General features: G+C 51.3%; 20 protein-coding genes and 6 tRNA genes. 2 read left to right on the top strand and 24 right to left on the bottom strand.

Going from position 1 to position 22,842, the window contains the following annotated elements; all coding sequences use genetic code 11:
* Positions 1-27 precede the first annotated feature (27 nt).
* From rlmH to leuS, 6 genes are all read right to left on the bottom strand, one after another.
* Positions 28-498, bottom strand: coding sequence for a 23S rRNA (pseudouridine(1915)-N(3))-methyltransferase RlmH (gene rlmH / locus J1778_RS16585; protein ID WP_112287631.1), 471 nt, complete (start codon positions 496-498; stop codon positions 28-30).
* 3 nt (positions 499-501) lie between these two features.
* Positions 502-819 (bottom strand): ribosome silencing factor, encoded by a 318-nt coding sequence (rsfS, locus tag J1778_RS16580; protein ID WP_217174108.1) that lies wholly within the window; start codon positions 817-819, stop codon positions 502-504.
* A 206-nt stretch (positions 820-1,025) separates the two neighbouring features.
* Positions 1,026-1,706, bottom strand: coding sequence for a nicotinate-nucleotide adenylyltransferase (gene nadD, locus J1778_RS16575; RefSeq protein WP_217174107.1), 681 nt, complete (start codon positions 1,704-1,706; stop codon positions 1,026-1,028).
* Positions 1,707-1,720: 14 nt separating this feature from the next.
* A complete protein-coding gene (holA, locus tag J1778_RS16570; RefSeq protein WP_217174106.1) occupies positions 1,721-2,761 on the bottom strand; it encodes a DNA polymerase III subunit delta in 1,041 nt (346 codons plus the stop codon).
* Positions 2,758-3,396 carry an LPS assembly lipoprotein LptE gene (gene lptE, locus J1778_RS16565; RefSeq protein ID WP_217174105.1) on the bottom strand — a complete coding sequence of 213 codons (639 nt, stop codon included), beginning with the start codon at positions 3,394-3,396 and terminating at the stop codon, positions 2,758-2,760. The genes holA and lptE overlap by 4 nt, the downstream gene beginning before the upstream one ends.
* Before the next feature lie 14 nt (positions 3,397-3,410).
* Positions 3,411-5,993, bottom strand: a complete 2,583-nt coding sequence (gene leuS / locus J1778_RS16560; protein ID WP_217174104.1) for a leucine--tRNA ligase — start codon at positions 5,991-5,993, stop codon at positions 3,411-3,413.
* A 268-nt stretch (positions 5,994-6,261) separates the two neighbouring features.
* Between leuS and J1778_RS16555 the strand changes: the two genes are divergently transcribed.
* Complete coding sequence (locus tag J1778_RS16555) at positions 6,262-6,765, top strand: zinc ribbon-containing protein (protein ID WP_217174103.1); 504 nt, start codon at positions 6,262-6,264, stop codon at positions 6,763-6,765.
* Positions 6,766-6,845: 80 nt separating this feature from the next.
* On the opposite strand, the gene J1778_RS16550 is transcribed toward J1778_RS16555, so the two are convergent.
* The 9 genes from J1778_RS16550 to miaB form a co-directional block, all read right to left on the bottom strand.
* Complete coding sequence (locus J1778_RS16550) at positions 6,846-7,571, bottom strand: amino acid ABC transporter ATP-binding protein (RefSeq protein WP_217174102.1); 726 nt, start codon at positions 7,569-7,571, stop codon at positions 6,846-6,848.
* Positions 7,568-8,245, bottom strand: a complete 678-nt coding sequence (gene gltK, locus J1778_RS16545; RefSeq protein ID WP_217174101.1) for a glutamate/aspartate ABC transporter permease GltK — start codon at positions 8,243-8,245, stop codon at positions 7,568-7,570. The genes J1778_RS16550 and gltK overlap by 4 nt, the downstream gene beginning before the upstream one ends.
* 2 nt (positions 8,246-8,247) lie before the next feature.
* A complete protein-coding gene (locus J1778_RS16540) occupies positions 8,248-8,988 on the bottom strand; it encodes an amino acid ABC transporter permease (RefSeq protein ID WP_217174100.1) in 741 nt (246 codons plus the stop codon).
* Between the two features lie 188 nt (positions 8,989-9,176).
* Positions 9,177-10,073 (bottom strand): amino acid ABC transporter substrate-binding protein, encoded by an 897-nt coding sequence (locus J1778_RS16535; protein ID WP_217174099.1) that lies wholly within the window; start codon positions 10,071-10,073, stop codon positions 9,177-9,179.
* Between the two features lie 438 nt (positions 10,074-10,511).
* Positions 10,512-12,041, bottom strand: a complete 1,530-nt coding sequence (gene lnt, locus J1778_RS16530) for an apolipoprotein N-acyltransferase (protein ID WP_217174098.1) — start codon at positions 12,039-12,041, stop codon at positions 10,512-10,514.
* A 6-nt stretch (positions 12,042-12,047) separates the two neighbouring features.
* Positions 12,048-12,926 (bottom strand): CNNM family magnesium/cobalt transport protein CorC, encoded by an 879-nt coding sequence (corC, locus tag J1778_RS16525; RefSeq protein ID WP_015698153.1) that lies wholly within the window; start codon positions 12,924-12,926, stop codon positions 12,048-12,050.
* A 101-nt stretch (positions 12,927-13,027) separates the two neighbouring features.
* Positions 13,028-13,501: an rRNA maturation RNase YbeY gene (ybeY, locus tag J1778_RS16520; RefSeq protein WP_217174097.1), complete on the bottom strand. Its 474-nt coding sequence runs from the start codon at positions 13,499-13,501 to the stop codon at positions 13,028-13,030.
* Positions 13,498-14,574, bottom strand: coding sequence for a PhoH family protein (locus J1778_RS16515; protein ID WP_217174096.1), 1,077 nt, complete (start codon positions 14,572-14,574; stop codon positions 13,498-13,500). Before J1778_RS16515 ends, ybeY begins: the two co-directional genes overlap by 4 nt.
* 372 nt (positions 14,575-14,946) lie before the next feature.
* Entirely contained in the window at positions 14,947-16,371 is a 1,425-nt protein-coding gene (gene miaB / locus J1778_RS16510) for a tRNA (N6-isopentenyl adenosine(37)-C2)-methylthiotransferase MiaB (protein WP_217174095.1), read from the bottom strand.
* 187 nt (positions 16,372-16,558) lie between these two features.
* On the opposite strand from miaB, the gene ubiF reads away from it, so the two are divergent.
* Positions 16,559-17,743: a 3-demethoxyubiquinol 3-hydroxylase gene (ubiF, locus tag J1778_RS16505; RefSeq protein WP_217174094.1), complete on the top strand. Its 1,185-nt coding sequence runs from the start codon at positions 16,559-16,561 to the stop codon at positions 17,741-17,743.
* Between the two features lie 106 nt (positions 17,744-17,849).
* On the opposite strand, the gene J1778_RS16500 is transcribed toward ubiF, so the two are convergent.
* From J1778_RS16500 to nagC, 9 genes are all read right to left on the bottom strand, one after another.
* Positions 17,850-17,924 (bottom strand) — tRNA-Gln (locus J1778_RS16500).
* Between the two features lie 44 nt (positions 17,925-17,968).
* Positions 17,969-18,045: transfer RNA gene (locus J1778_RS16495), tRNA-Met, on the bottom strand.
* Between the two features lie 92 nt (positions 18,046-18,137).
* Positions 18,138-18,212, bottom strand: a tRNA-Gln gene (locus J1778_RS16490).
* A gap of 70 nt (positions 18,213-18,282) precedes the next feature.
* Positions 18,283-18,357, bottom strand: a tRNA-Gln gene (locus J1778_RS16485).
* Positions 18,358-18,380: 23 nt separating this feature from the next.
* Positions 18,381-18,465: transfer RNA gene (locus tag J1778_RS16480), tRNA-Leu, on the bottom strand.
* Positions 18,466-18,473: 8 nt separating this feature from the next.
* Positions 18,474-18,550 (bottom strand) — tRNA-Met (locus J1778_RS16475).
* A 228-nt stretch (positions 18,551-18,778) separates the two neighbouring features.
* The gene (asnB, locus tag J1778_RS16470) at positions 18,779-20,443 is read right to left on the bottom strand and encodes an asparagine synthase B (protein WP_217174093.1); all 1,665 of its coding nucleotides are present in this window, start codon (positions 20,441-20,443) and stop codon (positions 18,779-18,781) included.
* A 362-nt stretch (positions 20,444-20,805) separates the two neighbouring features.
* Positions 20,806-21,558, bottom strand: coding sequence for an HAD-IIA family hydrolase (locus J1778_RS16465; protein WP_152326452.1), 753 nt, complete (start codon positions 21,556-21,558; stop codon positions 20,806-20,808).
* 57 nt (positions 21,559-21,615) lie between these two features.
* The gene (gene nagC / locus J1778_RS16460) at positions 21,616-22,839 is read right to left on the bottom strand and encodes a DNA-binding transcriptional regulator NagC (RefSeq protein ID WP_217174092.1); all 1,224 of its coding nucleotides are present in this window, start codon (positions 22,837-22,839) and stop codon (positions 21,616-21,618) included.
* Between the last annotated feature and the right edge of the window lie 3 nt (positions 22,840-22,842).

Genomic DNA, 22,842 nt, shown 5'->3' with positions numbered 1-22,842 from the left:
ATTCATGTTGCTGACATTCACCACCCGTTATTCGCGGTGGTATGGATGATTAGTGGTAATACTCCAGGCACGGTAAAGACTTTCCGCGACCAGAACCCGAACCAGCGGGTGAGGAAGTGTCAACGGAGAGAGCGACCAGCTCTGTTCCGCCGCCGCCTTGCAGGCCGGGGCTAACCCTTCCGGACCGCCGATCAGCAGGCTGACATTACGTCCGTCCTGTTTCCAGCGTTCCAGTTGTTGCGCCAGTTGCGGGGTTTCCCACGGTGTCCCTGGAATATCCAGCGTCACGATGCGATTCCCTTTACCGACTGCGGCCAGCATCAGCTCGCCTTCTTTCTCAAGAATGCGTTTGATATCTGCGTTCTTTCCGCGTTTCCCTGCCGGAACCTCAGTCAGTTCAAACGGCATGTCTTTAGGAAAGCGGTGCAGATAATCGTTAAAACCGGTTTGTACCCAGTCAGGCATTTTAGTGCCGACGGCGACAAGTTGCAGCTTCACGCATCAGCCCCAGAGTTTCTCAAGCTCATACAACTGACGGCTTTCTTCCTGCATAACGTGAACGATCACTTCGCCGAGATCGACAACGACCCAGTCAGCTTCGTTGATGCCTTTCACGCCCATCGCATCGAGACCGACGGCTTTAATTTCTTCAACCAAATGCCCGGCGATGGACATAACATGGCGGCTTGATGTGCCGGTACAAATAATCATGCAGTCAGTGATGCTTGATTTACCTTTAACATCAATGGCAATGATGTCTTGTGCTTTCAGGTCGTCGACTTTATTGACAACAAAATCTTGGAGCGCTTTACCTTGCAAAGGTTCCCCCTGGGGATGTTTGAAACAATTGACACCACAAGACGTGCGCCGGTGCGGCACCGAAGCGACAATCAGTCTCATGATGGATAAACATAGCGGTTATCAGGAAAACAGCCTAAAACGTTTAACAATCAATACATTGTATTGGTGAGTCACGTAGCGTTATCGAGAGCCGAAATTAAGCGGCGCAGTATAGCACGCGTTCGCTACTGGCGGTACAAGCCCTGCGATTCAATATAGTGCTCAACGGCTGCTGGCAGTAAATCTGAGCAATCAAGCCCCGCATGGCGCCGCTCACGGATTTCAGTCGCTGAAATGTTCAGCAGTGGCGTATTGGCCTGATAAATGAATCCGCAAGGTTTCTGTTTCAGCTTTTCAGCATCAGTCACCCGGTGCGCGTCATACCATTTCTGTAATTCTGGCGTATCCAGGTGCTCTTTGTATCCCGGTCGCGCCATCACCACCAGATGACAAAAATCCAGCAGTGACTCCCATCGGTGCCATTTGTGCAACGTCAGCAATGAATCCTGACCAATGATAAACGCCAGCGGGCAATCATCGCCATGTTCTTTACGTAACGTTGCAAGTGTCTCAATGGTGTAGGAGGGCGTATCCACCGTCAGTTCACGGGCATCCACAGAAAAAAGCGGATCGGCGGCGACAGCAAGTTCCACCATCTGCAGGCGTTGCTGTGCACTGGCCTCGGGCTGAGGACGGTGCGGCGGGACATTATTAGGCAGCAGGATCACCTGATCAAACCCGGCGATTTTCGCCAGACTGGCTACCGGTTTCAGATGACCGTAATGGATCGGATCGAACGTGCCGCCAAAAAAGGCCAGCAACGGTGCTGAGCTTGAGGATGAAGTAAAAGAGGTGTTACGCGGCATACTGATACCTGACTTCAATACGAACCCAAACCAGCGAAATGGGTGGGTAATGGTTTTCCACATAATAGCATGGAGAGGCTTTCAAGCTCCGACCAGACTGACTGACCGTAATCTTGCTTTAGCGTAATTTCCATTTGAGTCAGTAAACGTACGGCCTGAGAAAGTTGCTCAAGTGTCAGGCGTTGCAGCGCCTGCGTCACCAGCGCCCGGCGGTTTTGCCAGACTTTTTGCTGATCAAACAACGTGCGCAGCGGGGTCGTATCCATTTTACGTTTCAGATTCAACAACATCAGAAGTTCACGTTGTACGGTGCGCAGTAAAATAACCGGTTCGCTGTCTTCCTGCTGCAGCTGACGCAAAATGTGCCAGGCGCGTTTACTTTTCCCCGCAAGCAGGGCATCCAGCCAGTGGTATGGCGTAAAATGCGCGGCATCATTCACGGCTTCTTCCACGCGTGGCAGCGTGAGTTTGCCATCAGGATAGAGCAGGGAGAGGCGTTCCAAAGACTGCGCTAACGCCAGAAGGTTGCCTTCATAGCAGTAACACAAAAGCTGGTTGGCAGGTTCATCAAGCTCAAGGGATAACTCTTTCGCACGGCGTGAAACCCAGCGCGGCAACTGAGCCTGTTCAGGCGTCTGACAACTGACGAAAACGCCCCGATCACTCAGTGCTTTAAACCATGCACTGTTTTCCTGAGCTTTGGTGAGCTTTGTTCCACGTAATAACAGCAGAATGTCTTCATGCAATAGCGTCGTCAGCCTGAGGAGTTGTTCGGCTACCGGCGCTGTCGGGCCATTTTCAGGCAGGATAAGCATCAGAGTCTGACGGCTTGCGAAAAGACTCAGAGCCTGACAGATGCTGAAGATTGACTCCCATTCAGTATGGTTATCAATGATAAAGGTGTAATGCTCCTGAAAATCAGCCAGCTGTGCCGCTTTACGGATGCTGTCCTGACTTTCCTGCAGCAACAAAGGATCGTTGCCACATAACACATAACAAGCGCGCAGCCCCTCCCGGAGCTGCGCGGCAAGTTGTTCCGGATAAACTCGGATCATTTTACAGAAGTGCTGGACGATGTCGTTGGTGATACCTCTGTGGCATCCTCAGACGACTTGCTGGCAGCGGATGTACTGGTAGAAATGACTTCTACCTCACGTCCGCCGACATCTTCAGCTTTATGCAGTTCAGACGCATGAACGGTCAGCAACTTACGGATCAGTTGCTGTGCAGCCTGCTGACGCATTTCATCGATAATAATGTCCTGTTCGTTATCTTTTGCCAGCGCCGTTAACGGGTTGTCAAAGAACGAACGGAACACTTTCACGTGGATTGGATAAATGTCTTTACCCGGCATCAGTACGGTTGCACTCAGATTCATTTCCATCTGGTACTCAGCGGTTTTACCGTCCTGGAAGATCGACGCGGTACTTTGACCTACTGACTCTGCACCCACGCGCAGCGAAGGAATATCCTTACGCTGCTGTTTGGTTGGATCATCAACAATGGTCACATTGCTGAGGCGCAGCTGAGTCCTGATATTACGAGTCATCGGACCATACGGATCCCCACTGTCTAAAACGATTGTTTGCAGTTCGTCGGGAACGTTGGTTTTTCCACGTAAATGGAATCCGCAACCTGCTGTCACCATAACTGCGGCGGTCAGCAGCAGTGTCACTAAGGGATGTCGCACAGATCCTCCTTGACTCAACCTACAACCAGGTTAAGAAGTTTGCCCGGGACGTAGATTACTTTGCGAACCGTAACCCCATCCAGATATTTTGCGACCAAATGCTCTTCTGCCGCACGCTCGCGCACTTGCTGCTCGGTAGCATCAGCGGCTACGGTGATTTTAGCACGCACTTTACCGTTCACCTGTACCACGACCAGCTTGGAGTCTTCAACCATTGCCTTTTCGTCAGCCTGTGGCCACGGCGCGGTGTCGACATCGCCTTCACCTTTCAGTGACTGCCAGAGTGTGAAGCAAACGTGCGGGGTGAACGGATAGAGCATACGCACAACCGCCAGCAACGCTTCCTGAAGCAACGCACGATCCTGTTCAGTCTCTTGCGGAGCACGCCCCAGTTTGTTCATCAGCTCCATCACGGCAGCGATTGCAGTATTGAAGGTCTGACGGCGACCGATATCATCGGTGACTTTAGCGATAGTTTTATGCAGGTCACGACGCAGATCTTTTTGCGCTTCGTTCAGTGACGCTGCGTCCAGAGCAACGGTTGCGCCTTTTTCAGTGTGCTCGAATGCCAGTTTCCAGACACGTTTCAGGAAGCGGTTTGCGCCTTCAACGCCAGACTCCTGCCATTCCAGCGTCATTTCAGCCGGAGAAGCGAACATCATAAACAGACGCACGGTATCGGCGCCGTATTTATCTACCATAACCTGCGGGTCGATGCCGTTGTTTTTAGACTTGGACATCTTGCTCATGCCGGCGTAAACCAGCTCGCGGCCCTGCGGATCGGTGGCTTTCGTGATGCGGCCTTTTTCGTCACGCTCAACCGTGGCATCCGTCGGGGAAACCCAGATACGCTCGCCATTGCTGCCGGTGTGGTAGAAGGCATCGGCCAGAACCATACCCTGACACAGCAAACGTTTTGCCGGTTCGTCAGAATCGACCAGACCTGCGTCACGCATCAGTTTGTGGAAGAAGCGGAAATACATCAGGTGCATGATAGCGTGTTCAATACCACCCACATACTGATCGACTGGCAGCCAGTAGTTGGCGGCTGCCGGATCCAGCATACCTTCGTCATATTGCGGGCAGGTGTAACGCGCGTAATACCAGGAAGATTCCATGAAGGTATCGAAGGTGTCGGTTTCACGCAGACCCGGAATACCGTTCACAGTGGTTTTCGCCCACTCAGGATCGGCTTTGATCGGGCTGGTGATGCCGTCCATTACGACGTCTTCCGGCAGGATGACGGGTAACTGATCTTCTGGCGCAGGAATAACGGTACCGTCTTCCAGCGTGATCATCGGGATTGGCGCCCCCCAGTAACGCTGACGGGAAACCCCCCAGTCGCGCAGGCGGTAGTTGACTTTGCGCTGACCTACGCCCTGAGCAACCAGTTTGTCGGCAATGGCATTGAAGCCGTCTTCGTGGCTCAGACCATCGAATTCACCTGAATTGAACAGCGTACCTTTTTCGGTCATCGCTTCTGCGCTGACATCAGGCTGGCTGCCATCAAGGTTCAGAATAACCGGTTTAATTTGCAGGTTATATTTGGTGGCGAATTCCCAGTCACGCTGGTCGTGACCCGGAACGGCCATCACGGCGCCGGTGCCGTATTCCATCAGAACGAAGTTAGCGACCCAGATTGGCAGCTTTTCACCGGACAGCGGGTGAATAGCAAACAGACCGGTTGCCATGCCTTTTTTCTCCATTGTTGCCATTTCTGCTTCGGCAACTTTGGTATTTCGGCATTCGTCGATGAAATCGTTCAGCGCAGGATTGTTTTGTGCACCTTGTTGCGCCAGCGGATGACCGGCTGCCACGGCGACATAAGTCGCGCCCATGAAGGTGTCCGGACGGGTGGTGTAAACCGTCACTTTTTCGTCGCTCTCTGCCACGTCAAAAGTAATTTCCACGCCTTCGGAACGGCCAATCCAGTTGCGCTGCATGGTTTTCACCTGCTCCGGCCAGCTTTCCAGCGTGTCCAGATCGTTAAGCAACTGATCGGCGTAATCGGTGATTTTGATGAACCACTGAGGAATTTCTTTGCGTTCTACTTTGGTATCACAACGCCAGCAGCAGCCGTCGATAACCTGTTCGTTCGCCAGAACCGTCAAGTCATGCGGGCACCAGTTCACTGCGGAAGTCTTCTTATAAACCAGGCCTTTTTCGTACAACTTGGTGAAGAACCATTGTTCCCAGCGATAATAATCTGGTTTGCAGGTCGCCACTTCGCGATCCCAGTCATAGCCGAAGCCCAGCAGTTTAAGCTGGTTCTTCATGTATTCGATGTTTTCGTATGTCCACGGCGCAGGCGCAGTGTTGTTTTTTACCGCAGCACCTTCAGCAGGCAGGCCGAAAGCATCCCAGCCGATTGGCTGCAGAACGTTTTTGCCGAGCATACGCTGATAACGGGAAATCACGTCACCGATGGTGTAGTTGCGCACGTGTCCCATATGGAGACGACCCGACGGGTAAGGCAACATGGAGAGGCAGTAATATTTCTCCTTGCCAGGCTGTTCGGTAACTTTAAAGGTTTGCTTCTCTTGCCAGTGAAGCTGAACGTGTGACTCGATGTCTTCTGGACGGTATTGCTCTTGCATGGCGGCCGGTGGTCCTGTGAGTGAAAACAGCTACGCCTGTAGCTCAAAAAGTTTTAATCAAAAGATCCGCATAGCATAGCTGATAAGCGGATGGTGCAACAACACCCAGCGAAGGCTAAAGGGGATTTCTGTCCGCTATTGGCGCAATATTCATAATCTGCGAGCCAGCACGACATAATCTGCGCAACGGATCAGGGATTTACGGCTAAAATAAAGTCAGTACGCTTGCCTCGGGCAAATGATTACGTCAGTTCAAGGAGAAGACATTATGAGCAATATTACGCAATCTTACCGCCAACTGGTGGCTTCACTCACTGAACGGTTAAAAAATGGGGAACGTGATATCAGCGCGCTGGTGCAGGATGCCCGTACAGAGCTACAAAACGAAGGCAAATTGTCTGAAATCCAGATTGAGCAGTTAACTTCGGCGGTCAGACGCGACCTGCATGAGTTTGCGCGCAGCTATTCTGAAAACCAGCATGCTGTGGCAGAAGCAGAAGATGACGGCACGGACAGCGTATTTATGCGGGTGATTAAAGAAAGCCTGTGGAAAGAACTGGCGGATATGACGGATAAAACCCAACTGGAATGGAAAGAAGTCCTTAAGGATGTCAACCATCACGGGATTTATCATAGCGGGGAAGTGGTCGGGCTGGGGAACCTGGTATGTGAAAACTGCCATTTCAATTTAGCGGTGTATACGCCGGAAATCTTGAGCAAATGTCCTGAGTGCGGCCACACGGAGTTTTCACGCCGTCCCTTTGAGCCTTGATTGTTAATAGCAGCCTTGATTGTTAATAACCTTAACAGTCAATAACCTGCCCCGACTCTGCGGGGCAGGTTTTATTCTGATCAGTGCAGGATTTTCGCCAGGAAGTCCCGCGCACGGTCTGATTCCGGATTATTGAAGAAATCGTCTTTATTACGATCTTCCACAATTTTACCTTCATCCATGAAAATCACGCGGTTAGCCACTTTACGGGCGAAGCCCATTTCGTGTGTCACCACCATCATTGTCATGCCTTCGTTTGCCAGCTCAACCATAACGTCCAGCACTTCGTTGATCATTTCCGGATCAAGCGCAGAAGTCGGTTCGTCAAATAACATGGCGATAGGATCCATACATAACGCACGGGCAATCGCGACACGCTGCTGCTGACCACCGGAAAGCTGACCCGGGAACTTATTGGCGTGTGCAGATAAACCCACGCGATCCAGTAATTTCAGGCCTTTATCTTTCGCTTCGGCTTTATCGCGTTTTAATACTTTGACCTGTGCCAGCGTCAGGTTGTCGATGATAGAAAGGTGCGGGAACAATTCGAAATGCTGGAACACCATGCCCACTTTGGCACGCAATTGCGCCAGATTGGTTTTCTTGTCATTCACCGGCGTGCCGTTAACCAGTATCTCGCCTTTCTGAACCGGCTCCAGACCGTTAACGGTTTTGATCAGCGTCGATTTACCTGAGCCGGAAGGCCCGCAAACCACCACAACTTCACCTTTTTTAACTTCGGTGCTGCAATCGGTAAGCACCTGAAAGTGCCCGTACCATTTAGAAACATTCTTCAGTGAAATCATGAAACGGTCCTTTTCTTCAAATAACGCACCAGCAAGGAAGCACAAAGGCTGATAACAAAGTAAATAAGTCCTGCAAACAGCACCATCTCAACCAGCGTACCGTCACGGTCGCCAATGTTGGATGCACTGCGGAAGAAGTCCGCGAGGCCGAGAACGTACACCAGCGAGGTATCCTGGAATAACACAATCGCCTGCGTCAGCAGCAGGGGCACCATGGCGCGGAAAGCCTGCGGCAAAATCACCAGCTTCATCGACTGCCACTGCGTCATACCCAGCGCCAGTGCAGCAGAAGACTGACCGCGTGCAATACTGATAATCCCTGCACGGATGATCTCGGAATAGTAGGCCGCTTCAAATAGTGCAAATGCCACCATGGCTGAAATCAGGCGGATATCGGTTTTCGGTGAAAGTCCGAGCACTTTCTGTAAAAAGCCCGGCACAATCAGATAGAACCACAACAGCACCATCACCAGCGGAACGGCGCGGAACAAATTGACGTAGGCTGAAGCAAACCAGCTGACCGGTTTGAACGTCGATAAACGCATCACCGCCAGTAATGTGCCCCACAAAATACCGACCACAATCGCCAGCGACGTAATCTTCAGCGTAATGACCATGCCTTGCCACAGATAGGGCAGGCCGGGGCCAATAGAACTCCAGTCAAATTCATGCATGCTTATTTACCTCCCATGTTGCCCGGCAGGCGGACTTTCCGTTCTACAAAGTGCATCAGCAGCATGATGACGGCATTAATCAGAACATAAGCCAGGGTAATCGCGGTGAACGACTCATAGGCATGTGCGGAGTAATCCAGCAATTTACCGGCCTGTGCCGCCATATCAACCAGACCAATGGTCGAGGCGATGGCGGAGTTTTTAACCAGGTTGACCATTTCAGAGGTCATCGGCGGCACAATCACGCGATAAGCATTCGGCAAAAGCACATAGCGATAGGTTTGCGTCAGGGTAAGACCCATCGCCAGTCCCGCATTGCGCTGACCGCTTGGCAGTGACTGGATCGCAGCACGCACCTGCTCGCACACGCGGGCAGCGGTGAACAAACCGAGACAAATCACAGATGAGGTGAAGAACTGCACGTCCGGGGCCAGTTCTGATTTAAACCACATGCCGATATTTTCCGGCAGTAATTCAGGGACCACCAGATACCAGATGAAGAACTGCACGATCAATGGGACGTTACGGAATAACTCAACGTAACACGTGCCAATGCCTGAGAGGATGCGGTTGGGAACGGTACGTAAAATACCGAACAGAGAGCCGACGAAGAAGGCGATGATCCATGCGCAAATTGACAGTGCGACAGTGACCTGAAATCCATTCCAAATCCAGCCCAGATAAGTGGTATTGCCGAAGGGGGCTTGTTGCAGAAAAATGCCCCAGTTCCAATCTATTGACATAAAAACTCCGTAAAACGGGTAATGAATTACCCTCTGAGTGATGACGTAATCCGCCTAAAGTGAATGGGAAGAAATGCGGAGTGGGGAACGACCACCCCGCATCTTTATCATCACAGGCTGGTGGGCCAGCCTTATATTTTAGTCACTTTTCACTCTTCTCTTGGTTATACCTGTCTGTCTGGTATTTCTTACAGCGCTTTATCGTTTGGCGCTTTGAACAGAGCTTTCATGTCGTCTGACAGTTCAAAGTTCATGTTCAGGTTTTTCGGAGGAATAGGTTTTTTGAACCAGGTTTCAAACCATTTAGTGGCTTCACCGGAGGTCTGCGCTTTCACGATGGTGTCATCAACCAGTTTTTTGAACTCAGCATCGTCTTTACGCATCATGCAGCCATAAGCTTCTTTGGACTGCGGCGTGCCGATGATTTCCCAGTTATCAGGTTTTTTGGCTTTGGCGCGTTCACCGGCCAGCAGGGCATCGTCCATCATAAAGGCAACGGCACGGCCAGTTTCCAGCGTACGGAAGGAGTCACCGTGGTCCTTCGCGCTGATGATGCGCAGATCCAGTTTCTTCTCTTCGTTCAGCTTATTGAGCAGCACTTCTGAGGTAGTACCGGAAGTCACCACCACAGTTTTGCCTTTCAGATCAGCAAAATCTTTGATGTCGGAGCCTTTTTTCACCAGCAGGCGGGTACCAATCACGAAGATGGTGTCAGAGAACGCGGCCTGTTGCTGACGTTCCAGGTTGTTGGTGGTCGAACCGCACTCAAAATCGTAGGTGCCATTTTGCAACAGCGGGATACGGTTCTGGGAAGTGATCGGCATCATCTTGACTTGCAGCTTTGGCAGGTCGAGTTTTTTCTTCACGGCATCGACGATAGCGTCAGAGTAGTCCTGTGAGTAACCCACGACTTTTTGTTCATTATTGTAATAAGAGAAGGGCACTGAGGATTCGCGGTGACCCACAACGATAACGCCGTTGTCTTTAATTTTTTTCAGGGTACCGGTCAGTTCTTCTGCGTGAGCAAAGCTGCTTACGGTAACGCTTGCCAACAGTACTGATAATGCCAATTTGCGCAATTGCATGTCCAACTCCTTGCTGTCATTAGGGATCCAAACTCAGGGATCAGAAAGTACTAATGCCTCGTCATATGAAGCTAGAAAATAGCTGAATGTGAATATTATGAAACCATATTGTTTCTTTTTTGAGACGAGACGCGCACCAATTCGAAGCAATCAAATGGCTGTGCACTGAAAAAGTGCATGAGGATCAGCCTGTTTGTATCAAAATGATGCATCCCGTCGCAAAAAATCACTAAACAGATATCTTTCAATCAGATGTAGCAAGAGTCATGCCAGTTAGCCCGATTTAACTTCATTGGCGGTGATTCCGGCAGCGCTAAATGCGGCAGTCTCAACAATCGGCAGCAGGTAAAAGGGAAGGGGACGAGCAGGGCAGAAAAGGGTGCAACATAAAAGAACAGGCACCCGGAGGTGCCTGTTTCAACTGCGAAATGCGGTTACTCAGGATTTACGGCGGCCAAGCCATAAGGCGGCGCATGCCATCACCAGCGTGGCAAACCAGACAGGCCACCAGCCCGCGCGGGCATATGGCGTCATGCCGGTTGTCGGCGTGACTTTCACGTTCAGCACCTGACGGGTGAATTGCGGGATTTCGTGAGTCACATCGCCTTGCGCATTCACCACGGCGGTAATGCCGTTGTTGGTACTGCGCAACAACGGACGACCGAGTTCGAGTGAACGCATGCGTGCCATCTGGAAATGCTGCCACGGGCCGATTGAATGCCCGAACCAGGCGTCATTGGAAATCGTCAGCAGGAAGTTAGTGTCCGGTTGCAGGTTATCACGCACCTGTTCACCGAAAACCACTTCATAACATATTGCTGTGGTCAGATTCAGGCCGCTCACCACCAGCGGTTTCTGCACGTAATCACCGCTGGTCAGCCCTGACATCGGCAAATCAAAGAACGGTGCCAGAGGGCGAAGGAGTGTTTCAAGCGGCACGAACTCACCGAACGGCACCAGATGGTGCTTGTTGAAGCGGTTTTCGTCGGGATAGTGATACGGCTTTTCCCCGCCGAGCACGATGGCGCTGTTATACACCTTCATACCTTCTTCGTTGCGGCGTGCATCAATAATGCCGGTGATCAACTGGGTGCCCTGTGAACGGTAAATATTATCTACCATGCTCAGGAAACCTTGCTGATCGGATTCAATATCTGAAATCGCCGATTCCGGCCAGATGATCATGCTGGATTTGCCGACGTACGGACGGCTGAGATCCAGATAGGTCTGTAACGCACTTTCAAGTGCCTTCGGATCCCACTTCATCGACTGCGGAATATTGCCCTGAACCAGTGCCACATCGACTGTTTTATCGGTCTGTTCCTGATACCAGTGGATATAACGCAGCGGCCACGGCAGCAGCAGCATAGCGACAGCAATGATCCCCGGCGTGATGCGGCGCTGATGCACGGCGTACACAATCAGTCCGCTCAGGGATGTGAGCAAAATCGTGATGCCGTCGACGCCGGTGATGGGGGCAAGGCCTTTCAGCGGGCCGTCGATCTGGCTGTAGCCGAACTGCAACCACGGGAAACCGGTCAGCACCCAGCCGCGCAGGAATTCAGTAATCTGCCACAAGGCAGGCGCGCCAAGTGCCAGTTTCCACCACGTGGTTTTTGGCCACAGTTTGCTGAACAATCCGGCAAATAGCATCGTGTACAGCGACAAATAGGCCGCCAGCAAAACCACCAGGAAAAGATTAATCGCCTCCGGCATGCCGCCAAAGGTAGCGATGCTGACATACACCCAGTTTACGCCGCTGCCAAACAGGCCCATTCCCCAGAAGAAGCCAATCAGCGCGGCCTGAGCCGGACGGCGATCGAGCGTTAATGTCAGCAGACCGCACAGCGAAATAATCGCCGCAGGCCAGAAGTCATAAGGGGAAAATGACAGCGTGCCACAGGCACCGAAAAAGAGCGCCAGCAGGGCGCGAACCCGCTGGCGTTGATATAAAGAGGCAATAGCCATGGAGAATTATTCTTCCAGTATCGGTTGCGGCGCGTCGTCCGGTATTTTTACGTGAACCTGAATGATACGGCGGCTGTCGGCCATCGCAACCTTGAACAGGTAACCGTCAATTTCAATACTTTCGCCACGTGCCGGTAAATGGCCAAATGACTGCATGACCAGACCACCAATGGTATCGACTTCATCGTCGCTGTAGTGGGTCTGGAACACTTCATTGAAATCTTCAATCGGCGCGAGGGCGCGGACGGTATACGTATGGCGGCTGAGCTGGCGGATATCCAGGTCTTCCGCTTCGTCGTACTCATCATCGATTTCGCCGACGATCAGTTCGAGAATATCTTCGATGGTTACCAGACCGGAGACGCCGCCGAATTCATCAACAACAATCGCCATGTGGTAACGCTGGGAGCGGAATTCTTTCAGCATGCGGTCTACGCGTTTGCTTTCAGGAACAACGACAGCGGTTCTCAGCACCTTGTCGATGCTGAATGGCTCGGACTCTGTGCGCATAAACGGCAACAAGTCTTTGGCCATCAGGATGCCTTCAATGTGATCCTTATCTTCGCTGATCACCGGGAAGCGTGAGTGTGCGGATTCGATGATGACATCGAGGCACTCTTCCAGCGGCTGATTGCGTTTTAGCGTGATCATCTGCGAACGTGGGATCATGATGTCCCGGACGCGCTGCTCGGCGATATCCATCACGCCTTCCAGCATGTCACGGGTATCGGGGTCGATCAGATCGTTTTGTTCTGAATCACGGATCAGCTCAACCAGATCGCCACGGTTTTTAGGTTCACCGTGAAAAAGCTGGCTAAGGATAAGGGAAAAGAAGCCCTTCTTGGGACTGGGGCTGTCACTATTTTGTGAATGGTCATCGCTCATGGCGTTTGGTTTTTTTTACTCGTAGTTAGTGAAAATTATGCGAAACGCCTGCGGATGATAAACCTTCAACGGGCAGGCGCTGCGCGAGTTTACTGATAAATTCAGTGGTCTTCTTTCTCTGAAATATACGGATCCGGATAACCCAAACCCTGCATGATTTCAGTTTCTATTGATTCCATTTCTTCGGCTTCTTCGTCAACGATATGGTCATAGCCCAGCAAATGCAAACTACCGTGAATAATCATATGCGCCCAGTGAGCCAGAAGTTCTTTATCCTGCTCTTTCGCTTCTTTCTCAACGACCTGACGACAAATAATCAGGTCGCCAAGAAGCGGCATCTCCATACCAGGAGGTGCTTCGAACGGGAAGGATAACACGTTGGTGGGTTTATCCATGCCCCGATACGTCATATTCAGTTCATGACTTTCGGGGATATCGACCAGACGGATGGTCACTTCCGATTCTTCCTGAAACTGTGGAAGAACGGCTTCAAGCCATTTTTGAAAGTCACTTTCTGACGGTAAACCTGCGGGTTCTTCACAGGCAATTTGTAAATCGAGAATTACCGTATTCATTGACCGGCCTGTTGTGTTGAGCTGTTCTGGTGTTCTTGCTTACGCTCTGCGGCAATCGCATCACGACGTTTTTGATCTTCTTCTTCCCAGGCTTCGTACGCGACAACAATGCGCGCTACCACCGGATGACGTACTACGTCTTCACTGTGGAAGAAGTTGAAGCTGAGTTCTTCAACGGAAGACAGCACTTCAATTGCATGACGAAGTCCTGATTTCTGATGACGCGGTAAGTCGATTTGCGTGACGTCACCGGTGATCACCGCTTTGGAGTTAAAACCAATACGGGTCAGGAACATCTTCATCTGTTCGATAGAGGTGTTCTGGCTTTCATCGAGAATAATAAAGGCGTCGTTCAGCGTACGGCCACGCATATAAGCCAGCGGGGCGACTTCAATGACGTTGCGTTCAATCAGTTTTTCAACTTTTTCAAACCCAAGCATTTCGAACAATGCGTCATACAGCGGGCGCAGATACGGGTCGACTTTCTGGCTCAGATCACCCGGCAGGAAGCCCAGCTTTTCACCGGCTTCAACAGCAGGGCGCGTCAGCAGAATACGACGCACTTCCTGACGCTCCAGCGCGTCCACCGCAGCAGCCACGGCCAGATAGGTTTTACCTGTCCCTGCCGGACCAATGCCGAAGGTGATGTCGTGGTCGAGGATATTAGCGATGTACTGCGCCTGATTTGGCGTACGTGGCTTCACCATCCCGCGCTTAGTTTTGATAATGACCGCTTTACCGAAATCCGGCACGCTTTCAGCTGTCTGTTCGAGCACCCGGCTTTCTTTAATCGCCAGATGGATTTTCTCAGGATCGATATCCTGGATCTCACCGCGCAGCGGCGCAGTGTCGACATATAAATCACGCAGGATGTCGGCGGCTGCCGCAACAGGCAGACTCTTTCCGACTAATTTAAACGCGTTATCACGACGGTTAATTTCAACGCCCAACCGGCGTTCCAGTTGTTTGATATTGTCATCAAACGGCCCGCACAGGCTCAGCAAACGCTGGTTGTCTTCGGGCTCCAGTAAAATTTCTTGTGTTACAACGTTCAAACGAATCCTTTGGGTCACTTCGGACCTGTTTACCCTTCATACTTCAAGCCGCAGATGAGGTGGCTGCATTCATTCACCAGAATCACTTACTGAGATAAGATCATCGTAATTTCCGAATTTGCCGCCTTTACGCAACTCGAATTATTTCGGGTACGTTTTATGAAACACCTGGCTGATTACTGCTGTCAGCCTTCAACCATACCTGACTTAATAATACATGCCCTTGGCAAAATATGCTGCGCCGTGGCAGCAGTTGCAGGGACCTTCATCCGGATATGCGGCCTTTGATGGAAAATTAAACCCTGATGATGAAGGTATTAGCGAAAATCTCAAAAGAAACAGGACGCCGTAGCGCCCTGTTGATATCAGGTCATGCATCATTAGTATGGTTCAGGGCTGAAACATTCCAACGCCCAATTCATTTTCTTTACGGGTACGTTCGATGACCGATTGCGGAGATTCATGTAGGCGCAGCGCCATCTGTTCTTCGGTGCGGACAACCACACCGCGCAGCGAGTTGGCATAAACATCGACAATTTCGACATCCACGAATTTACCAATCATATCCGGCGTGCCTTCAAAGTTGACCACACGGTTACATTCGGTACGCCCGGTCAGTTCCATAATGTCCTTGCGGGACGTGCCTTCCACCAGAATGCGCTGTACGGTGCCCAGCGTGGCGCGGCTGAAACGCATGACCTGCTGCGTAATTCTGTCCTGCAACAGCGCCAGACGCTGTTTCTTCTCGTCCATACTGACATCATCCACCATGTCTGCCGCCGGTGTGCCCGGGCGCGGAGAATAGATGAAGCTAAAGCTGACGTCATAATTCACCTGCGCGATCAAATCCATCGTGCGTTCAAAATCTTCATTGGTTTCGCCAGGGAAGCCAATAATGAAATCTGAACTGAAATGAATATCAGGGCGCGCTGCGCGCAACTTACGAATCGTCGATTTGTATTCCAGCACCGTATGAGGGCGTTTCATCATGGTCAGAATGCGGTCTGAACCACTCTGAATCGGCAGATGCAGGAAGCTCACCACTTCCGGTGTATCTTTGTATACATCGATGATGTCATCGGTAAATTCGACCGGATGACTGGTGGTGAAACGGATACGGTCGATGCCGTCAATTGCCGCCACCAGACGCAGTAACTCAGCAAAGGTGCAGATACCGCCGTCAAATGAATCGCCGCGATACGCATTGACGTTCTGGCCCAGCAAATTGACTTCACGCACACCTTGCGCGGCCAGTTGGGCGACTTCAAACAGCACGTCATCGCACGGGCGGCTGACTTCTTCGCCGCGGGTATAAGGCACAACGCAGAAGCTGCAATATTTGTTGCAGCCTTCCATGATGGAAACAAAAGCGGTCGGACCGTCTGCGCGCGGTTCCGGCAGACGGTCAAATTTTTCGATTTCCGGGAAACTGATATCCACGACCGGGCTTTTCGTGCCACGCACGTGGTTCACCATTTCCGGCAAGCGGTGCAGGGTTTGCGGGCCGAAGACGATATCAACACAAGGCGCGCGTTTACGCAGCATTTCGCCTTCCTGCGAGGCTACGCAGCCACCGACGCCGATAATGATATCCGGATTTTTCTTCTTCAGTAATTTCCAGTGTCCGAGCAGGCTGAACACTTTCTCCTGCGCTTTTTCCCTGATTGAGCAGGTGTTTAGCAGCAGGATATCTGCTTCTTCAGCGTTATCCGTCAGCTGGTAACCATGGGTGCTGTCGAGAAGGTCAGCCATCTTGGATGAATCATATTCATTCATCTGGCAGCCCCAGGTTTTTATGTGCAGTTTTTTAGTCATCAGCGTGTCAGTACTCAATACGGGGAACGTGAGATCGGCAATGCCGCAATGCATAGCATAGTTCAGGGGGGCTATTGTAAACCCTCACTCCGGTGCTGACCAGTGCAGGAAAGCAGCTTAGGTCCTGATGCTGACACAAAAATCCGGTACACTTCGCATAATGAACTGAACAGAAAGCCGGAATAAAATGAATAATTCTGAGAAGACATTTGATGCAGTAATTGTCGGCGGCGGCATGGTCGGCGCAGCCGCGGCGCTGGGACTGGCAAAACAGGGGCTGCAGGTCGCACTGATAGAGAATGAAGCGCCTGCCGGATTTGACCCGTCAGCACCGGCTGATTTGCGTATTTCCGCCATTGGCTGTGCTTCCGCCCGTTTTTTACAGAAACTGGGCGCATGGGGAGCCGTTGAGAAAATGCGCTCAGTACCGTATCGCCGCCTGGAAACCTGGGAAGTGGACGGTTCTGAAGTGAAATTTGACGCGCAATCTCTCGGATTGCCAGAGCTGGGATTCATGGTCGAAAACCGCGTGTTGCAGTTAGCGCTTTGGCAACAGTTCGAAGCTCTCACAAATCTGACGCGTTTTTGTCCGGCAAAGTTACGCCATCTTTTGCAGCACGATGATAAAACCTGGTCGCTTCAGCTGACCACGGGGGATTTGTTGCGCACGAAACTGGTGATTGCCGCCGACGGGGCTAATTCACTGGTACGGCAGCTGGCCGGTATTGGCGTGGATGGCTGGGAGTACCGCCAGCACTGCATGCTGATTAACGTTGAAACCGAAACGCCGGATCAGGACGTCACCTGGCAGCAATTTTTCCCTTCCGGCCCGCGGGCATTTCTGCCGCTCTTCGGTCATCAGGCCTCGCTGGTCTGGTATGACAGCCCGCAACGTATCCGTTACCTGAAAACGCTGAATATGCAGCAGCTCACAACAGAGATAATGCAGGCTTTTCCGGCACGACTGGGCACGGTCAAAGCGTTATCAGCAGGAGCATTTCCGCTGGTTCGCCGCCACGCTCAGCGTTATGTCTTACCGGGACTGGTGCTGGTGGGTGACGCTGCGCATACCATCAATCCGCTGGCAGGGCAGGGTGTGAATCTGGGATATCGTGACGTGGAAGCTCTGTTATCAGTGCTGGAGAAAGCGCGGGATCACGATGAGGCGTGGAGCAGTGAGAAAGTGTTGTTGCGCTATCAGGGGCAGCGTCGTCTGGATAATTTGCTGATGCAAAGCGGCATGGATTTGTTCTATACCGCCTTCAGTAATGATCTGGCACCAGTGAAAGCGTTGCGAAATCTGGCGCTGATGACCGCACAGCGTGCCGGCGCACTGAAAACCAAAGCACTGAAATATGCGTTAGGGATTTAACGACGTTAAGGCTGGCGGGGAAACACCTTCGCCGGCCTTTATTTTTTGCATGATGTTTTAAACGCAGAAAAGCAAAAGGCCTGCTAAAAAGCAGGCCTTTCTAATGTGGCTGGGGTGCCAGGATTCGAACCTGGGTATGCTGGTATCAGAAACCAGAGCCTTACCGCTTGGCGACACCCCAATTTTGTTTCTCACTACCTTTTGAGTAGTGTACTGCAAGTAAAATGGTGGCTACGACGGGATTTGAACCTGTGACCCCATCATTATGAGTGATGTGCTCTAACCAGCTGAGCTACGTAGCCAAATTTTACTGACTTACTTCAAAATTTCAAGCACTAATTTAACTAACTTAATAATAAATTTCAAGTGCTTACCAATTATACAGAAAGAAGTATGGCTGGGGTACCTGGATTCGAACCAGGGTATGCTGGTATCAAAAACCAGTGCCTTACCGCTTGGCGATACCCCAACAGTACAACTTCTTCAAACTGGATTTTCCTCACAAACACATCATTAAAGCAATGTGAAAGATAAGAAAATGGCTGGGGTACCAGGATTCGAACCTGGGAATGCTGGTATCAAAAACCAGTGCCTTACCGCTTGGCGATACCCCAACTGTGCTACCGATGTCTGGAAATGGTGCGGGAGGCGAGACTTGAACTCGCACACCTTGCGGCGCTAGAACCTAAATCTAGTGCGTCTACCAATTTCGCCACTCCCGCAAAAAAGATGGTGGCTACGACGGGATTCGAACCTGTGACCCCATCATTATGAGTGATGTGCTCTAACCAACTGAGCTACGTAGCCATCTTTTTTCGCGCTACCTTCATCGGCGTTGCGGGGCGCATTATGCGTATATGACCGTTTTGCGTCAACACCTTTTTTGGAGAAAAAGCCCTGATGGCGTCCATTTGTCTGGCTTATAACCACTCTGGTGATTAATTGGGCAAAAGACATTATTTTTACTGGCTTTACTCATAAAAAAACGGGCCTGAAGAGGCCCGTTTGTAAGAAGGAGATTTACCGGGAAACCGATTATTTGTAAGCGGACTGATGCACGCCAACAGCACGGCCGGAAGGATCGTCCATGTTTTTGAACGCTTCATCCCACTCAATTGCTTTCGCAGATGAACAGGCTACTGAAGGGCCACCAGGCACGCATTCAGCCGCGCTTGGAACCGGGAATAATTCTTCAAAAATAGTGCGGTACAGGTAGCCTTCTTTTGACGTCGGCGTATTGTACGGGAAACGGAAATGCGCAGTTTCGAGCTGTTGATCAGTGATCTGCTGAGAGGCCACTTCTTTTAAGGTATCGATCCAGCTGTAGCCTACGCCATCAGAGAATTGTTCCTTCTGACGCCATGCTACGCTGTGTGGTAGATAAGACTCGAAACATTCACGCAGGATATGTTTTTCCATCTTGCCGTTGCCGCACATCTTGTCTTTAGGGTTGATACGCATCGCAACGTCGAGGAATTTTTTGTCCAGGAACGGTACGCGGGCTTCCACACCCCATGCTGACATGGCTTTGTTGGCACGTGCACAGTCATACATATGCAGGGCCAGCAATTTACGCACGGTTTCTTCGTGGAATTCTTTGGCGTTCGGCGCTTTATGGAAATACAAGTAGCCGCCCAACACTTCGTCAGCGCCTTCGCCAGACAACACCATCTTGATACCCATCGCTTTGATTTTACGCGACATCAGATACATCGGCGTGGAGGCACGGATGGTCGTCACGTCGTACGTTTCGATGTGATAGATAACATCGCGGATAGCATCCAGACCTTCCTGCACGGTGAAATGAATTTCATGGTGCACTGTGCCTAAATGGTTTGCCACTTCCTGAGCTGCCCGCAGATCCGGAGAACCTTGCAGACCGACCGCAAAGGAGTGCAGCTGTGGCCACCAGGCTTCGCTCTGATCTTTATCTTCGATACGACGACCGGCAAATTTCTTGGTGATCGCGGAAATCACGGAAGAATCCAGACCACCTGACAGCAGCACGCCGTAAGGCACGTCAGACATCAGGTGACTTTTCACCGATTCTTCCAGCGCATCTTTCAGCGCTGCAGCATCAGTGACGTTGTCTTTGACGTTTTCGAAGTCAAACCAGTCGCGCTGGTAGTATTCGCGAATTTCACCGTCCTGGCTCCACAGATAGCTGCCTGCCGGGAATTCTTTGATGGTGCGGCAAACCGGCACCAGTGCTTTCATTTCTGAAGCGACATACATGTTGCCGTGTTCGTCGTAACCCATATACAGCGGGATGATACCCAGATGGTCACGGCCAATCAGGTACGCGTCTTTTTCTGTGTCATACAGAATAAAGGCGAACATGCCTTGCAGTTCATCGAGGAAGGCAGGGCCTTTTTCCTGATACAGCGCCAGAATAACTTCGCAGTCAGACGCGGTCTGGAATTCATATTTATCGCCCAGTTCTGCACGCAGAGCCTGGTGGTTGTAGATTTCGCCGTTAACAGCCAGAACGTGTGTGTGTGCTGCGTTGTACAGAGGCTGTGCGCCGTTATTTACGTCAACGATGGACAGACGCTCGTGCGACAGAATCGCTTTATCGCTGGCAAACACGCCGGACCAGTCTGGTCCGCGGTGACGCATCAGGCGCGACAGTTCCAGCGCTTTTTTGCGCAGCTCGACGGAGTCAGTTTTGATATCGAGCACACCGAAAATTGAACACATATTGCTTTCTCCCTAACGACGTTTCTCTGGCTGTCATTTTTATGTTTATGAATGAGGATCAACGTTGCCGTTTTTGCAGTTTTAACCGGCGGTTGTTGCGTTGCTGACTATGAAAATGCGTCAAAACCCCCATGTTGTGCAAGTGGTTTAACGCTCTTCTGATAAATAGTTGGTTAAGGGCAGGTGATCTTTGATGAATCATCAGTTTTATAGCGATTTCATTAGCGGATTGTTAATTTAATGGCCAAAAATTGAGGAGGATTCAAAAAACGGGAAAAGTGGATAAAAATCAGGCGGCAAGACGAAAAAAAACGAGCCGGGAATCAAATCCGGGCTCGTTTTCAAAGACTTATCTGTGGCCGTTAAATGACGTCGATATCGGCAACGGAAGGATAAATCCACGTTGGGCGGAATGGCATTCCCTCAATATCATTGAGTGTGGAAACGCCGGTCAGCACCAGAATGGTTTCCAGACCTGCCTGGAAGCCCGCCAGAATGTCGGTGCGCAGATTGTCACCGACAATGACCGTTTCTTCGGAATGTGCCTGCATTTTATTGAGCGCCGAGCGGATGATCCACGGGCTCGGCTTGCCGACGTAAAACGGCTGGCGTCCGGTAATTTTTTCGATAGGTGCGCACAACGCGCCACAGGCTGGCACAAAACCGTGTCCGTGATTATCCGGATTGGTTGCGATAAACCGTGCGCCGTTAGCCACGAAATACGCGGCTTTATGGATCATGTCCCAGTTATAAGAACGGGTTTCGCCAACAATCACGAAGTCAGGATTGATATCGGTAATGGTAAAACCGGCTTTATACAGTTCATGGATTAGCGCGCCTTCACCGACGACATAAGCTTTTTTGCCTTCCTGACGTTTCAGGAAATCGGCGGTGGCCATCGCGGAGGTGAAAAATGCACTTTCAGGCACTTCAAGACCGGCTGCGCTAAAGCGGTTTGCCAGATCTTGCGCTGTCTGGGAAGGGTAGTTAGTAAGGATCACTAACGGCATTCCCTGTTCCTGAATTCGCGCCAGAAAACGGTCGGCGCCGGGTACTGCGGTATTGTCGTGCAACAGCACGCCATCAATGTCACAAATTACGTTCTTTATTGTCATGATTTCCAAACCCACATTTTCAGTCCCATTCCTGGCAGCCTGATACTATAGCACGTCTCAATTTTCCATCAGACGCTGCAGCAGAACGCCATTCAGCATCGCCCGTTTGACCAGTGCAAAAGCGCCAATCGCGGACTGATGATTCAGGGCTGAAGTCACTACCGGTAAATTGCGGCGGAAATCTTTCAGAACCTGCGCATTAATACAGTTCTGAATAGCAGGAAGCAAAACTTTATCGGCTTCAGTGATTTCGCCCGCAATCACCACTTTTTGCGGATTAAACAGGTTAATCGCAATCGAAACGCCTTTGCCAAGCTGACGCCCCACATGCTCAATCACCTCGGTTGCCAGCGCGTCGTGGCGATTGGCGGCCTTACAGATGGCAGAAATCGAGCAGTCTTCCAGGCTCAGTTTGCTGGCATACCCTTGCGTCAGCAGATGGCGCACACGATTTTCGATGGCGGCGTTTGCCGCAACGGTTTCCAGACATCCGAAATTACCGCAATGACAGCGTTCGCCCAGCGGATCGATTTGAATATGGCCGATTTCACCGACGTTGCCGTTACTGCCAAGGAAAATCTGCCCGTTTACGATAATGCCGGCACCCGTACCACGGTGTAAGCGAACCAATATGGAGTCCTGACAGTCGCGGGTTGCACCGAAGTAATGCTCCGCCAGCGCCAGACTGCGGATATCGTGGCCGACAAAACTGGTGACTTTAAATTTTGCTTCAAGTGCATCCACTAACTTCCACGCACCGACGCTGATATGCGGCATGTAGCGCACGATCCCTTTATTCGGATCGACCAGCCCCGGAAGGATGACGGAAATGGCAATCAGTTCGCGGATTTTACGCTGATTCAGCTCGATGAACTGGGCAATCGCGTCGAACAGCGCGTTCTCCAGAGTCTCCTGGGTGCGCTCCGGCAAGGCGTAATGTTGTTCAGCCAGCGATTTGGCACTGAGATCGTAGAGCGTAATCGTCGCATCGTGGCGGCCAAGACGCACCGCAATAGCGTGGAAAGGGCGGGTTTCAGTAATAATGGAAATTGCGCGGCGGCCTCCCGTAGAAGCCTGCTGATCCACTTCTTTAATCAGCCCGCGCTCAAGCAATTGCCGCGTAATCTTGGTGACACTGGCGGGCGCTAACTGGCTCATGTCGGCGATCTGAATGCGCGAGATGGGCCCTTGTTGGTCAATCAGGCGGTAAACCGCCGCTCCGTTTAGCTGCTTAACCAGATCAACGTTGCCGATTTGTGCCTGCTGTCCGCCAGTTGTCATCAA

The sequence above is a fragment of the Rahnella bonaserana genome, assembly GCF_019049675.1.
Taxonomy (GTDB): domain Bacteria; phylum Pseudomonadota; class Gammaproteobacteria; order Enterobacterales; family Enterobacteriaceae; genus Rahnella; species Rahnella bonaserana.
Note: the sequence above shows the minus strand (reverse complement) of the source record. Positions and strands in the feature narration are given on the sequence as shown.